Below are 14,470 nucleotides of genomic sequence, written 5' to 3'. Positions count from 1 at the left end.
GTTGGCCTGAACACTCGTGACGACATCTCGTCATACTTCACATGAAGACTGTTCATGTGTCACAGGCCGGTGACAATCGTAACACAGGTCAACGGTTGTTTTCTTTTTGCCACATTCTTCCAGGAACGACTTGTCGCCTTGAGCCGACAGTGGAGCGCGGCGGGCGCTCGCGATTTCCATCTGTGAGCCTCGATAGTATTGATCATACAGAGATATATGATCTACGGCGAACATTGGAGAAGGCGTAGAATCGCCTGACGCATGAGCCAAGTTCATCAGTATCATAAGACAAATTCAGTAAAGGCTGGCGGCCTGCGACAATAGTTTTCCTCCCGCGGCCTGGGTCGCGCATCCGGGGTCCCCGGCGGCGAGCGGGGCCGGATTTCATGTGGGGATCAGGCCGGGAGCGGCGCGCGCCGCCGGCCTGCTGGAGGACTTTGACCTTGAACATCTTGAGCCTGCGCGAGCGCCTGCTGGCGTCTTCGACGATCTGTTGCGTGGCCGCGCTGGCCTTCGCTAACCCGGCCGCGGCCGCGGCGGCGGCGACGTCGACGGATGAGGTGTCCGAGGTGGTGGTGACCGGCACCCGCATCCCGACGCCGAACCTGACCAGCGTCAGCCCGGTGACGGCGATCAGCGCCCAGGACCTGAAGGCTCAGGGCGTGACCCGCGTCGAGGACCTGATCAACAGCCTGCCACAGGCCTTCGCGTCCCAGGGCTCGGCGATTTCCAACGGGTCGACCGGCACCGCGACGGTCAACCTGCGCGGCCTCGGCCCGACCCGGACCCTGGTGCTGATCGACGGTCGCCGACTGATGCCGGGCACGCCGAACACCACCGGCGCCTCGCTCTCCGCCGACCTGAACTTCATCCCCGGGGCCCTGATCCAGCGGGTGGACGTGCTGACCGGCGGCGCCTCGGCGGTCTATGGCGCAGACGCCGTGGCCGGGGTGGTCAACTTCATCCTGCAGAAGAATTTCGAGGGCGTGCGGATCGACACCAACTACGGAATCTATCAGCACGACAACAACAACGACGCCTTCCAGTCGGTGGTGAAAGCCGCCCGCGCCGCCTCGGCCAACCCGCAGTTCTACGGCCTGCCGAAGAAGAACGTGCGCGACGGCGAGCAGTCGGAAGTCACCCTGGTCGTGGGGGTCAATGCGCCGGACGGCAAGGGCAATGTCACGGCCTACGCGGGCTATCGGCATGTCGAGCCGATCCTGCAGGCCAACCGCGACTATTCGTCGTGCACCGTGAACTCGGGCACCCCGGACTTCAGCCAGTTCGGCTGCGGCGGCTCGGGCACGGCCTTCCCCGCCCGGGTCGGCGGCTTCGTGGTCGACGTCACTGGGCCCGGCAACACCTTCCGCCCGCGTGTCGCCGCCCGCGACGTCTACAACTTCGGCCCCTCCAACTACTACCAGCGCCCGGACGACCGCTATGTGATGGGGGCCTTCGCCAACTACGAGGTCGCGCCCTGGGCCAAGGTCTACGCCGACCTTATGTTCATGGACGACACCTCCACCTACCAGATCGCGCCGGGCGGCATCTTCGCCGGCACCTTCTCCGTCAACTGCGCCAACCCGTTCCTGTCGGCCCAGCAGGCCGGCCTGCTGGTTCCCACCGTGGCCACCGGCGGCGGCACCTGCGCCACCAACCCGGCGGGTGTCTTCACCGGCACGATCTCGCGCCGGAACATCGAGGGCGGCGGCCGCCAGGGCCAGATCGAACACACCCAGTACCGCTATGTCATCGGCATCAAGGGCGACCTGAACGACGCCTTCACCTACGACTTCTACATGCAGTACGGCCGGGTGGCCTTCCACCAGGTGCAGACCGGCTACTTCCGCAAGACCGCGATCGACAACGCCCTGAACGTCGTCAATGTGAACGGCGTGCCAACCTGCGCCTCGGTGGTCACCAAGGCCGACCTGGCCTGCGTTCCCTACAACATCTTCCAGCTCGGCGGGGTCGACAAGGCGGCGCTCGCCTACCTGCAGACCCCCTCCAGCACGATCGGCAACCTGTTCGAGCGGGTGGTGAATCTGTCGATCGGCGGCGACCTCACCGACTATGGGGTGAAGTCCCCGTGGGCGGCGGACGGCGTCGGGATCTCGGTGGGCGCGGAATATCGTCGCGAACAGCTGGACTACGCCGCCGACTTCGTGGCGTCCTCCGGGGCCCTCAATGGGGCCGGCGGGGCCTCGCCGCCGGTCAGCGGCAGCTACGACATCTACGAATTGTTCGGCGAGGCGCGGATCCCGATCGTCACCGACCGGCCGTTCATCAAGCGGGCCCAGGTGGAACTGGCCTACCGCTACTCGGACTATTCCTCGACCGGCACCACCGACACCTACAAGATCGCCGGCGACTGGCAGATCGTCGACGACCTGCGGGTCCGCGGCAGCTACCAGCGCGCGGTGCGCGCGCCGCACGTGCTGGAGCTGTTCAGCCCACCGAACGTGACCCTGGACGGCACCCAGGACCCCTGCGCCGGCCTGGCCGCGGCCAGCCCGCTGGTGGCCCGGTGCGCCGCGATCTTCAACCTGACCACCGCCCAGGTGCTGGCCATCGAGCGCAACCCCGCCAACCAGTACAACGGCCAGCTGCAGGGCAACCGCAACCTGACGCCGGAGACCAGCGACACATTCTCGGTGGGCGTCGTGGCCACGCCAACCTTCCTCCCGGGCTTCAACCTCTCGGCCGACTATTTCGACATCAAGGTGAAGGACTTCATCGGCACGGTCGGGGCCGACGTGACCATAAACAGCTGCATCACCGGCAACGACGCGGCCTCCTGCGCCCTGGTCCACCGTGACGCCGCCGGGTCGATCTGGCTCTCGCCGCAGGGCTTCGTGGCCGACCAGACGGTCAACACCGGCTCGCTGCGCACCAAAGGCATCGACGTCAACGCCGGCTACCGCACCGACCTCGACCGGTTCGGCCTCGAGAACATGGGCGCGGTCAGCCTGAACTTTGTGGGCACTTGGCTGGACAGCCTGAAGGTCCAGTCGGCGCCGGGCGGGCCAGCCTTCGACTGCGCCGGACTCTACGGGACGGTCTGCTCCGTGGCCGGCGGCCTCAGCTCGCCGAACCCGACCTGGCGTCACAAGCTGCGACTGACCTGGAACACCCCGTTCGAGTACGGCGACTGGATCAAGAACGCCTCGCTGTCGCTACAGTGGCGCCACTTCAACAAGGTGCGGCTGGACGCCTTCGACAAGGATCCCCAGCTGAACAACACCGGTATCGCCTATGAGAGCGACCGGACGCTGGGGGCCCGCGACTACTTCGACCTGACCGCCAGCTGGACGGTGCGCGGCAACCTCAACTTCCGCGCCGGGGTGAACAACATCTTCGACCGCGACCCGCCGCTGACCGGCGCGTCCAACTGCCCCAACGGCCCCTGCAACGGCAACACCTGGCCGCAGCTGTACGACGCCTTCGGCCGCTACGCCTTCATCGGCCTCACCGCCGACTTCTAGGGCGCGCCGCTCTGCGCCTGGAGCCTCCGTATTGGCGGGGGCTCCTTTCCTTCGTGCCGAACAAATTTTTTGGGGCTCAGGCCGCGTGCAGGACCGGGGCGACGGCGGGTTCCAGGACGGCGGCCAGCCAGTCCACGAAGGGCCGGATCAGGTCGGCGCGGTGCGAGGCGGGGTTCCAGACGGCGGTGTAGTCTTCTCTGAGGGCGGCCTCGGCGTCGAACAGGCGGACCAGGCGGCCGGCGCGCAGGTCGTCGCGGGCCAGCAGGCCGCGGGCCAGGCAGACGCCGGCCCCGCCCCGGGCCAGCTCCAGAGCCGCCAGATGGTTGTCGGCGGTCAGCGCGGCGCTGGTCGGCAGGTCGTTCAGGCCCACCTGCTCCAGCCATAGTCGCCAGGGGTGCTCGGGCTGGTGGATGAGCGCGCACCGGATCAGGTCCTCCGGCCGGCGCGGCAGGTCGACGCCGGGCGCGGCCACCGGGAACAGGGCCTCGCCCGCCAGGCGGCGCTGGGTCAGGCCCGCGCAGGCGCCGGCGCCATAGAGGATGGCCACGTCGGCGTCGCCGGCGCTGACCTCGGCCGCGCCGGTGACGGTGCGCAGGTCCAGCTCGCGGTCCGGGTGGCCGGCCAGGAAGGCGGGCAGGCGCGCGCCCAGGATGCGCTCGGCGATCCCGGCTGTGGCGGCCACCACCAGCCGCATGCGGCCGGGCCGGCCGGGCGCCTCGAACGCCTCGGAGATCAGGCTGAGGCTGAGCCGCAGGCGGCTGACGAAGGCGCGTCCGGGCTCGGTCAGCGCCACGGTGCGGCCGAAGCGGTCGAACAGGTCCACCCCCAGCCGCAGCTCCAGCGAGCGGATGGCGTGGCTGATGGCGCTCTGGGTGAGGTTCAGTTCGTCGGCGGCCTTGGTGAAGCTCTCATGGCGGGCCGCGGCCTCGAAGGCGGCGATGGCCCTCAGCGATGGCGGGCGGACGGGCACGCGGATTGCTCCTGCAGCAACAGCTGTTGCCAGCGAGGATGGTCCATCCTGAATTGTCTTCATGCGAATTGCGGCGAAGGGCGCGACCCTGGATGGCGAGCGGCCGGTTTTGCGGCGAACGGCCCTGCTGGGTCGACAAGCGGCCTTGGTCGGCCGGCGAAAAGCGACAGAATGAACGCGGTTGGGAGACAGCATGCGGCTCGCGCGTCCGAACAACTACCTGGTCGCGAACCTGGTCCTCTGGACGCTGACCTATGTGATCGTCACCGCCCGGGTGATGGCGGACCCGATGCCGCACGCCGGCGCCATGGCGCTGCGCCGGCTGGGGATGACGCTGGCCGGGGTCCTGGCCTGTATCGCCATCGGCAAGATTCTGTCGGCCCTGGCCGACCAGCCGATCTGGCGGCGGCTGGTGGTGGCGGTCGCGCTGTCGGCGCTGGGCGGTTACGCCTACTCGCTCCTGAACTATGTGGCGTTCTACCTGATCGCGCCGCAGTGGAAGGTGGAGCCGTTGTCGCCGATCTCGGCGGCGTTCACCGCCTCGATGTTCTTCTGGACCTTCATCTCCTGGTGCGCCCTCTACTTCGCCATCCGCTATGAGGCGGAGCTGAAGGAGAAGAACCTGCGGCTGGTGGCCTCCCAGGCGCTGGCGATGGACGCGCAGAACCGGATGCTGCGCTACCAGATCAACCCGCACTTCCTGTTCAACACCCTCAACGCCCTGTCGTCGCTGATCCTCGCCCGGGAGAACGAGCGGGCCGAGCGGGTGGTGCTGTCGCTGTCCAGCTTCCTGCGCCACACCCTGGAGAAGGAGCTGCCCGACAAGGCGCCGCTGTCCGACGAGATCGACGCGCAACGCCAGTACCTGCTGATCGAACAGGCGCGGTTCGAGGACCGGCTGAACTATGTGGAGCACATCCCCGTGGAGCTGCGCGACGCCCTGGCGCCCAGCCTGATCCTGCAGCCGCTGGTGGAAAACGCGGTGAAGTACGGCGTGGCCCGCTCGACCGCGACGGTGACCATCGAGATCACCGCCGAGTCCTCCAACGGCCGGCTGCGGCTGACGGTCAGCGACGACGGCGGCGACGGGGCGGGGCACTCGCCGCCGAAGCTGGGCCTGGGGCTGGAGAACGTGCGCCGCCGGCTTGACCTGATCTACGGCAAGACCGCCGCCCTGACCTGTGGCCCCCGTCGGCCGCAGGGCTTCCTGGCGTCGGTCGAGATCCCCCTGGAGCGGGCATGACACCGGACGGAACAGGTCCCTCGATCGGTGCGGCGAGCCAGACGATGCGGCTCCTGCGCGTGGCCCTGGTCGACGACGAGCCGCCGGCGCTGCGCCGCCTGATGATGGCGCTGGACAAGGAGCCGGGGGTCGAGGTGGTGGGTCAGGCCGGCGACGGGGCGGCGGCGCTGGCGCTGATCCGCAGGGGCGGGATCGACGTGATGCTGCTCGACATCCGCATGCCGGGGCTGTCGGGCCTGGACCTGGCGCGGGCCATCGACCCCCGCGAGGCGCCGGCCTTCATCTTCGTCACCGCCTTCAGCCGCTTCGCCGCCGACGCGTTCGAGCTGGCGGCGGTGGACTACCTGCTGAAGCCGGTGGAGTTCGGCCGGCTGCACGAGGCGCTGGAGCGCGCGCGCCAGGCGCTGAGCTCACGCAACGCCCGCTCGCGGATTGCCGAGCTGGAGGAGGTGGTGGCCGCCCTGCGCGCCGCCGAGGTCGAGCCCGTCGACAGCGGCTATGCTGAGGAGATCTGGGTGCCGGACCGCGGCGACCGCCTGCGGCTGCCGGTGGCGCTGATCGACTGGGTGGAGGCCGAGCGCGACTATGTCCGCATCCACAGCCGCGGCCGCAGCTTCCTGGTGCGCAAGGCGATCCGCACCTTGCAGGCCGAGCTGGACCCCGCCCAGTTCCTGCGCATCCACCGCGGCGCCCTGGTGCGCCGCGACCGCATCGTGCGCCTGGCCCGCCGCCCGGGCGGCCCCTGCGCCGTGGTGCTGCAATCCGGCGCCGAAGTGCCGGTGGCCCGCCGCCAGGCGGCCCAGGTGCGCCGGATCATCGGGGCAAGGGCCGGAAGCTGAGCGCCAACGACGCGCCTCCTCTCCCCCGGCGAAGCCGAGAGGGAGAGGGTCGGCTGGGCCAGTCCGTCTTTCCCGTTGGCGACCCAAGGGCCCGCGGCGGCGGCGTGAAGGGGTCCTGGCTGGACCCACGGCGGATCACGTTCTCACGCGCCGGCCCTCTCCCTACCCTCTCCCTCTCGCTTCGCGGGGGAGCGGACGTCTTACAGCGGCGCGCAGGTGTTCATGTTGACGGGCATGGCTTCGGCGCGGGTCCATTGGCCGCCGGCCTTGGAGAACACCGCGAAGGCGGAGCCGGCCTTGCCGGAGGAGCCGTCGGGGTTGCGGCCGTTGAAGGTGATCGCGGCGATCACCTGGGCGGTGACGCCCTTGGCGGTCTCGTCGGGGGTGATCTCCTGCATGGCCTTGCACATCACCTGGAAGCCGTCGCAGCCGTGGCCCGCGACCTTGGTGCGGCAGACCGGGTGGCCATCCTCCAGCGCGGTGCGCCAGGTGAGGATCTGGGCGTCGAGGCCGGCGTTGGGATCGGCCGGCGCGGACTTGCCCCCGCCAGGGGTGCAGGCGGCCAGCAGCAGAAGAGCGGCCAGGAACAGGGGGGGACGGCCGGCGGCGGCGAGCGATCTGATCACTTAGGACTCCGAGGAATGCGGCGGAGCGCATACCCCACGGAAAGCGGCCTGGGTGTGACCAAATGCCGGCGCGGCGAAATTAGTTGCCCGGCGCCGCCTGGCTCATCACCGGGCCGATCTCATCGTGCAGCACCAGGTCGGCGTGGGCGTCCAGGTCGGTGGGCTCGCGGTTGACGATGGCCACCGTGGCGCCGTTGCGCTTGGCGATCAGCGGGAAGCCGGCGGCCGGATAGACCACCAGCGACGACCCCAGCACCAGGAACAGGTCGCAGGCCAGGGTCTCGGCCTCGGCGCGGGCCATCGGCTCGTACGGCATGGCCTGGCCGAACGAGATCGTCGCGGTCTTGACGATGCCGCCGCAGGCCCGGCAGGCTGGCAGGTCGCCGGTGGCGTCCCACAGCGCCTTGAGCTCGGCCAGCTCGTGGCGCAGGCCGCACTCCAGGCAGGTCGCATAGGTGGCGTTGCCGTGCAGCTCGATCACCCGGTCGCGCGGCACGCCCGCGGCCTGGTGCAGGTCGTCGACGTTCTGGGTGATCACGCTGGAGGCCTTGCCCTGGGCGATCAGGCGGGCGACGCCGAGGTGGCCGGCGTTGGGCTCGCGGCCCACCCAGCCGGCGCGCCCGGAGAACGCCCGGCTCCAGGCCTCGCGGCGGCGTTCCTCGCTGGCTACGAAGTCCTGGAAGTAGATCGGCTTCATCTGGCTCCACACCCCGCCGGGGCTGCGGAAGTCGGGGATGCCGCTCTCGGTGGAGATGCCGGCGCCGGTGAACACCGCCACCCGGCGCGCGTCGGCGATGGCGCGGGTCAGGTCGGCGCGGGTGGAGAGCGGGCGGCTGGACATGGACCGCCAGCTTAAGCCCGGACGCCAAGCTCGCGAAAGCCGGGACGTTTGAGGTGGGGAAGGGGACCGGCCCGGCCTTTGGTCGGGGGGATGCCAGGGTGAGCCGGGCCGATCTGGATCGCCCGTATCCGACACGCAAGTCGTTGGGCGATCGTCAACTCAACGGCGGCCGTCCCGGGAAGTTCCACAGAACGTGATTTTTCAGGCGACCAGGTTGACGCGGACCGTACGACGAACGCCGCTCATCCGATGAGCGGATAGAGCAGGCCGCCGATCCATGGGAGCAGATAGCTGCGCGCCGACTGCAGCACCAGGATGACGATGATCGGGCTGATGTCGACGCCGCCCAGTGGCGGGATCATGCGCTGGACCGGGCGCATGATCGGCCGGGTCACGGCCTCCAGGGTGCTGACCACGTTGTAGACCGACTGGTTGCGCAGGTTGATGACGTTGAACGCGACCAACCACGAGAGGATCGCGCTGATCACGATCGCCAGGATCAGGAGCTGGAGTAGCCCGCCGACGATATAGAGAATAAAGCTGCCCATGGCCCTGCTTCTACCGGCCTTTGAGGCGCTGACAAGGCGCGGCCCTGCTCGGGCCTTTATGCCGCCGCCGCGCGACCCGGCTTGACACAAGGGCCCTGGATCGCCTTATTCCGCCGCTTCCTGGGGGCCGTAGCTCAGATGGTAGAGCGCCTCGTTCGCAATGAGGAGGTCAGGGGTTCGATTCCCCTCGGCTCCACCAGGAACCTCCCAAGCCGTTGAGTGGCTTGGAAAAGCTCGAAGAGTCAGCCCCTTAGAATGTCCGGGCGCCCTGCCTCTGCCGCACCTGATCCAGAGGGCAGATGCCGACAGGCATGTAACGCCGAGCAGGCGGAACCCCGGCGCCAGGGCAGGTGAGCCGCACCGCACGGTCATTGTGCCCCACAAGGCCCGGCGGCACGCGCTTTGAGGTCTGTCAGCAGGCCGGTCAGTCGATCATCCAAATCGGCCTTGGCGGTCGCGTAGTCATCATTCCAGGACGGAGTCTTCCATGCGCGCGCCGAACGCAGCATCGGCTCGTCGGAGGCCTTCGTACCGGAGTTCGACCGCCTGTTCGTCGGCGCCCGCGCTGGCGGGCTCGGGCAGCCGGCGGCCATCCTGGTCTACCGTCCGACCCCATGAGCGCATCGTTCCCCTCGGCCCCACCAGGAACCCCTCTCGCCCGTAAGTAGAGTCCCTGCGACATCGTTTCGCCTTTTCGGCGACTCTTTTCCCTGCGAGAGATCGCGGCGTCGGGAACGGACGTTTGTTCTTCAGAGTTGTGTGCGACACCTCGCTCATCCACGGTCATGGCAGTTTCAGGTCATGCCCGCGGAATGTATATGGCCTTCAAGTACAGGTTGTATTCGAGGCGTGTTGCTCAAGGTGCTGAGGCCGGGGGGCCTTTGGCCGGACTTTGTTCTGTTCAAATCTCTACCCGACCGGATCAATACGTTCGGGGACCCCCACCGATGATCACCACCGTCAGCACCACGGCCCTGCTCAACGCGGCCCTGAAGGTCGCCCAGGGGGGCGACACCATCCTGCTGGAGCCCGGCGTCTATACCGGGGTGGTCGCCTCGGGGCTGAACTATGCCCAGGGCGTGACGGTGACCTCGGCGACGCCGGACACCCTGGCCACCCTGACCAGGCTCAACGTGACCGCCAGCTCGAACCTGACCTTCCAGGGCCTGGAGTTCCGCGTCGACGCGGCGGCGGGCGACAATCCGTTCCTGATCGCCAAGAGCCACGACGTGACCCTGACGGGCCTGAGCGTCCACGGCTCCCTGGATGGCGACCCGCAGAACGACCGCGCCGCCATGCTGGTGCGCGACAGTTCCCACGTGACCGTCGCCGACTCGACCTTCCAGCAACTGTGGATCGGCCTCGGCCAGCTGAACGACGACCACCTGACGATCCAGGGCAACACCTTCAAGGAGATCCAGATGGACGGGATCCGCGGCGGCGGCTCGTCCTTCGTCACGGTCACCGGCAACAGCTTCAGCAGTTTCCACCCGAAGCCCGCCGATCACCCGGACGCGATCCAGTTCTGGACCAGCGGCACGACGGCCTCGGCCCACGACATCGCCATCACCGACAATGTGTTCCTGCGCGGCACGGGGACCGGCGTCCTGCCGCAGGGCGTCTTCCTGAACGACGAGGTGGGCACCCTGCCCTACCAGCACGTGACCATCACCGGGAACCTGGTGGCCGGCGCCGGCTACAACGGCATCGCCGTCTTCCACGGGCAGGACGTGACGGTGAGCGACAACATCGTCGTGGGGTTCCTGGACTACAAGTCGTGGATCCGGCTGGTGAACGTCGACAACGGAACCCTGTCCAACAACCAGACCACCCTGATCAGCCTGACCGGCGACACCAACCTGGTGCAGACCAACAACACCATCGTCGCCCAGGTCTCGGACGGCGGCGCGGCCTATCTGGCGGCGTGGCAGGCGGCGCACGGCGGGTCCGGCCTGCCGACCTTCAACGGGACGCCGGGCGCCGACACCCTGGTCGGCACCGCCGGGGCGGACATCCTGAACGGCGGCCTCGGCGACGACGTCTATGTGGTCAACGCCAGCGGCGACACGGTGGTCGAGGCGGTCGGCGCCGGCAATGACCTGGTGCAGAGCGCGCTCAGCTATACCCTGGCGGCGAATGTCGAGCGGCTGACGCTGACCGGCGCAGCGGCGGTGGACGGCTATGGCAACGCGCTGGCCGACGTGCTTTCCGGCAATGCCGCCGGCAACCTGCTGTCGGGCGGGGCGGGCGGCGACACGCTGAACGGCGGCGCGGGCGACGACACCCTCCAGGGCGGCGACGGCGCCGACAAGCTGGTCGGTGGCCTGGGCGGCGACCGGATCGGAGGCGGCGCCGGGGACGACTACTACGTGATTGACGATGTGCGCGACCTGGCCGTGGAGACGGTCGCCGGCGCGGCGGGCGGCTACGACTACGTGGCCTCCAGCGTGAGCTATACGCTGGGCGCCAACCTGGAGCGCCTGGCGCTCTCCGGGGCCGGCGCCCTCGACGGGACGGGCAACGAGCTGGCGAACCTGATCACCGGCGGGGCCGGCGCGAACCACATCTATGGGCTGGCGGGCGCGGACACCCTGTCGGGCCTGGACGGGGCCGACACCCTGGATGGCGGCGCGGACGCCGACCTGCTGACCGGCGGGGCGGGCGCGGACCGGTTCGTGTTCGCCCGGGGCGAGGCGAACGGCGACCGCGTCCAGGACTTCGCGGCCGGCGACCACATCGACCTGGTCGGCTACTCTGTCGGCTCGACGATCTCCGCCGTGGCCGGCAGCGCGACCGCCTGGATGATCCATGACGCCGCCACCCGCGCCGACGAGACCATCCAGCTGCTGAACGGCTACCGGCTGACGACGGGCGACTTCATGTTCGCCTGACGGGGATCTAGTGTGCGTCGTCCCAGTTGGCGGCGGCGCGGGCCTCGACGACCAGCGGGACGGAAATCGACAGCGCCGGTTCGGCCGCGCCTTCCATGATCCGCTTGGCCACGACGATCACCGCCTCGGCCTCGGCCTGCGGCGCCTCGAACACCAGTTCGTCGTGGACCTGCAGCAGCATCCTGGCGCTGAGCCCGGCGTCGCGCAGGGCGCCCGGCATCCGCACCATGGCGCGCCGCATCACGTCGGCGGCGGCGCCCTGGATCGGCGCGTTGATCGCCGCGCGGTCGCCGAACGCCCGCTCGGCCGGCGATTTGCCCTGGGCGGCGGGGATCCAGACCTTGCGGCCGAAGATCGTGGTGACGAAGCCCTCCGACCGCACCTGGCGGGTCATGCGGTCCATGTAGGTGCGGATGCCGGGGAAGCGCTCGAAGTAGGTCTTGATATAGGCCCCGGCCTCCTCGCGCGGGATCGACAGCTGGTTGGCCAGGCCGAAGGCCGAGATGCCGTAGACGATGCCGAAATTGATCGCCTTGGCGCGCCGCCGGGTGTCGGCCGGCATGCCCTCGACCGGCACCCCGAACACCTCCGAGGCGGTCATGGCGTGGATGTCGAGGCCGTCGGCGAAGGCCTGCTTCAGCTGCGGGATGTCGCCGATATGGGCCAGCAGGCGCAGCTCGATCTGGCTGTAGTCGGCGCTGATCAGCAGGTGACCCGGCTCGGCGATGAAGCACTTGCGGATCTTGCGGCCTTCCTCCGTGCGGATTGGGATGTTCTGCAGGTTGGGGTCGCTGGACGCGAGCCGGCCGGTGGTGGCCGCCGCCAGCGAATAGGAGGTGTGGACCCGCCCGGTCTTCGGGTCGCTCGCGGTCACCAGGTTGTCGGTGTAGGTGCCCTTCAGCTTCGACAGCTGGCGCCAGTCCAGCAGGATGCGCGGCAGCTCGTGGCCCTGGGCGGCCAGGTCCTCCAGCATCGAGGCGTCGGTGGATTGCGCGCCCGTGGCGGTGGTGCGGCCCGACGCCAGGCCCATCTCGCCGAACAGGATGTCGCCGATCTGCTTGGGCGAGCCCAGGTTGAACGGCCGGCCCGCCACGCGGTGGGCCTCGGCCTCCAGTTCGACCATGCGCACCGAGAAGTCGTTGGAGAGCTGGCGCAGGCGGTCGGGGTCGACCTTGATCCCGGCCAGCTCCATCTCCACCAGCACCCTGGGCATCGGCCGCTCGAGGGTCTCGTAGACGGTCAGCAGACGCTCGTGCGCCAGGCGCGGGCGCAGGTGCTCCCAGATCCTTAAGGTGACGTCGGCGTCCTCGGCGGCGTAGCAGGTCGCCGCCGGCAGCTCGACGTGCTTGAAGCTCTTCTGCGCCTTGCCAGCCCCGGCGACGGTCTTGAAGCTGATCGGCTCATGGTCGAGCAGGCGCTTCGACAGCTCATCCATGCCGTGGCTTTTGTGCAGGCCCCCTTCCAGGGCGAAGCTGATCAGCATGGTGTCGTCGACCGGGGTCACATCGATGCCGTAGCGGGCCAGGACGGCCAGATCGTACTTGGCGTTCTGGGCCACCTTCAGGATCGACGGGTCCTCCAGCAGCGGCTTCAGCCGCGCCATGGCCGCGTCGATGGGAATCTGGGTGAGGTCGGCGGGCGCGTCCAGCTGCAGGCCGCCCTCGCCCTCGTGGGCGTGGCCCACCGGGATGTAGCAGGCCTCGCCCGCCGCGACGGCCAGGGAGACTCCGACCAGGTTGGCGCTGGTGGCGCCCAGCGCGTCGGTCTCGGTGTCGAAGGCCACGACGCCGGCCGCATAGGCGCGGGCGATCCAGGCATCGAGGGCGGCCAGGTCGCGGACGCATTCATAGGCGTTGACGTCGACGGCGCCGTGGGTGGGCGCCTGCGGGGCACGGGTCTCGGGCGCCGGGGTGGCGGGCGCCGTGATCCCCTGGCCGCCGGCCATGCCGTCGCCGATCCGCTTCGCCAGGGTGCGGAACTCCATCAGCTCCAGGAAGGCCTGCAGGGTAGGGCCGTCCGGGTCCTGCACCTGCAGCGCATCGACCGGTTCCGGGAGCGGCGTGTCGCAGTCCAGCTGCACCAGCTGGCGCGACAGGCGGATCTGATCGGCGAAGTCGATCAGGGTCTGGCGGCGTTTGTCCTGCTTGATCTCCCCGGCGCGGGCCAGCAGCGTGTCGAGGTCGCCGTATTCATTGATCAGGGCCGAGGCGGTCTTGACCCCTATGCCGGGGGCGCCCGGCACGTTGTCGACGCTGTCGCCGCACAGCGCCTGGACGTCGACCACCTTGTCCGGCGTCACCCCGAACTTGTCGAACACCTGCTCGGCGCCGATCTTCAGGTTCGGCGTCTTCATGGTGTCCAGCATGGAGACCTTGGGGCCGACCAGCTGCATCAGGTCCTTGTCGGACGAGACGATCACCACCTCGCCGCCCAGGTCGCGGACCTTGCAGGCATAGGCGGCGATCAGGTCGTCGGCCTCGTAGCCGGGCAGCTCGATGCAGGGCACGCCGAACGCGCGGGTGGCGTCGCGCACCAGGGGGAACTGGGGGACCAGGTCCTCGGGCGGCGGCGGGCGGTGAGCCTTGTACCTGTCGTACAGCTTGTTGCGGAAGGTCGCCTCGGAGTGGTCGAAGATCACCGCCAGGTGGGTCGGCGCCTCGGCCGAGGCCCTCATCTCGACCAGCAGCTTCCAGATCATGTTGCAGAAGCCGCTGACCGCCCCGATCGGCAGGCCGTCGGACTTCCGGGTCAGCGGCGGCAGGGCATGGAAGGCCCGGAAGATGAACCCCGAGCCGTCCACCAGATAGAGCCGCATCGCCGGCCCGTCCTGGGTCGGATCGCGCGGGATATCGCCCAGGGTCTGCGGCGTGGCGTCGAGCGTGTCGGTCATGGCGGCAAGATAAGGCGAGGCGAGGCGCAGGTCATCCGCTTCTCCCGCAATCGGCTCAGGCGCTGGCGACGTCCCAGGCGGTTCGGCAGGACCAGGACCTCCGGCCCCCGGCCCAGGCCGTGGATATGGGGACGGTT

Annotated in this window: 9 protein-coding genes and 1 tRNA gene; 5 read left to right on the top strand and 5 right to left on the bottom strand. The window is 69.1% G+C overall.

The features are described from left to right. The first annotated feature begins 443 nt into the window (after nucleotides 1–443). Nucleotides 444–3,485: a TonB-dependent receptor gene (locus Q0R13_RS21140; protein WP_293907690.1), complete on the top strand. Its 3,042-nt coding sequence runs from the start codon at nucleotides 444–446 to the stop codon at nucleotides 3,483–3,485. 76 nt (nucleotides 3,486–3,561) lie between these two features. Here the strand turns inward: Q0R13_RS21140 and Q0R13_RS21135 are convergent, their stop codons facing one another. Beyond that, nucleotides 3,562–4,455, bottom strand: a complete 894-nt coding sequence (locus tag Q0R13_RS21135; RefSeq protein WP_293907688.1) for a LysR substrate-binding domain-containing protein — start codon at nucleotides 4,453–4,455, stop codon at nucleotides 3,562–3,564. Between the two features lie 193 nt (nucleotides 4,456–4,648). Between Q0R13_RS21135 and Q0R13_RS21130 the strand changes: the two genes are divergently transcribed. Both Q0R13_RS21130 and Q0R13_RS21125 read left to right on the top strand, forming a co-directional pair. After that, a complete protein-coding gene (locus Q0R13_RS21130; RefSeq protein WP_293907686.1) occupies nucleotides 4,649–5,698 on the top strand; it encodes a histidine kinase in 1,050 nt (349 codons plus the stop codon). Nucleotides 5,699–5,742: 44 nt separating this feature from the next. After that, nucleotides 5,743–6,537, top strand: a complete 795-nt coding sequence (locus Q0R13_RS21125; RefSeq protein WP_293907684.1) for a LytTR family DNA-binding domain-containing protein — start codon at nucleotides 5,743–5,745, stop codon at nucleotides 6,535–6,537. Nucleotides 6,538–6,737: 200 nt separating this feature from the next. Here Q0R13_RS21125 and Q0R13_RS21120 read toward each other — a convergent pair whose 3' ends face one another. The 3 genes from Q0R13_RS21120 to Q0R13_RS21110 all read right to left on the bottom strand — a co-directional run bounded on the left by Q0R13_RS21120 (nucleotide 6,738) and on the right by Q0R13_RS21110 (nucleotide 8,552). Beyond that, nucleotides 6,738–7,163 carry a hypothetical protein gene (locus Q0R13_RS21120; RefSeq protein WP_293907682.1) on the bottom strand — a complete coding sequence of 142 codons (426 nt, stop codon included), beginning with the start codon at nucleotides 7,161–7,163 and terminating at the stop codon, nucleotides 6,738–6,740. Between the two features lie 79 nt (nucleotides 7,164–7,242). Beyond that, nucleotides 7,243–8,004, bottom strand: a complete 762-nt coding sequence (locus Q0R13_RS21115) for a Sir2 family NAD-dependent protein deacetylase (RefSeq protein ID WP_293907681.1) — start codon at nucleotides 8,002–8,004, stop codon at nucleotides 7,243–7,245. A gap of 242 nt (nucleotides 8,005–8,246) precedes the next feature. After that, nucleotides 8,247–8,552, bottom strand: coding sequence for a YggT family protein (locus Q0R13_RS21110; protein ID WP_293907680.1), 306 nt, complete (start codon nucleotides 8,550–8,552; stop codon nucleotides 8,247–8,249). A 123-nt stretch (nucleotides 8,553–8,675) separates the two neighbouring features. On the opposite strand from Q0R13_RS21110, the gene Q0R13_RS21105 reads away from it, so the two are divergent. Continuing rightward, nucleotides 8,676–8,751 (top strand) — tRNA-Ala (locus tag Q0R13_RS21105). Between the two features lie 748 nt (nucleotides 8,752–9,499). Next, nucleotides 9,500–11,443 carry a right-handed parallel beta-helix repeat-containing protein gene (locus tag Q0R13_RS21100; protein ID WP_293907679.1) on the top strand — a complete coding sequence of 648 codons (1,944 nt, stop codon included), beginning with the start codon at nucleotides 9,500–9,502 and terminating at the stop codon, nucleotides 11,441–11,443. A gap of 7 nt (nucleotides 11,444–11,450) precedes the next feature. Here Q0R13_RS21100 and polA read toward each other — a convergent pair whose 3' ends face one another. Beyond that, nucleotides 11,451–14,333, bottom strand: a complete 2,883-nt coding sequence (gene polA, locus Q0R13_RS21095; RefSeq protein ID WP_293907678.1) for a DNA polymerase I — start codon at nucleotides 14,331–14,333, stop codon at nucleotides 11,451–11,453. Nucleotides 14,334–14,470: the final 137 nt, after the last annotated feature.

The organism is Phenylobacterium sp. (assembly GCF_025351295.1).
Taxonomy (GTDB): domain Bacteria; phylum Pseudomonadota; class Alphaproteobacteria; order Caulobacterales; family Caulobacteraceae; genus Phenylobacterium.
This window is presented reverse-complemented; position numbering and strand designations above follow the sequence as displayed.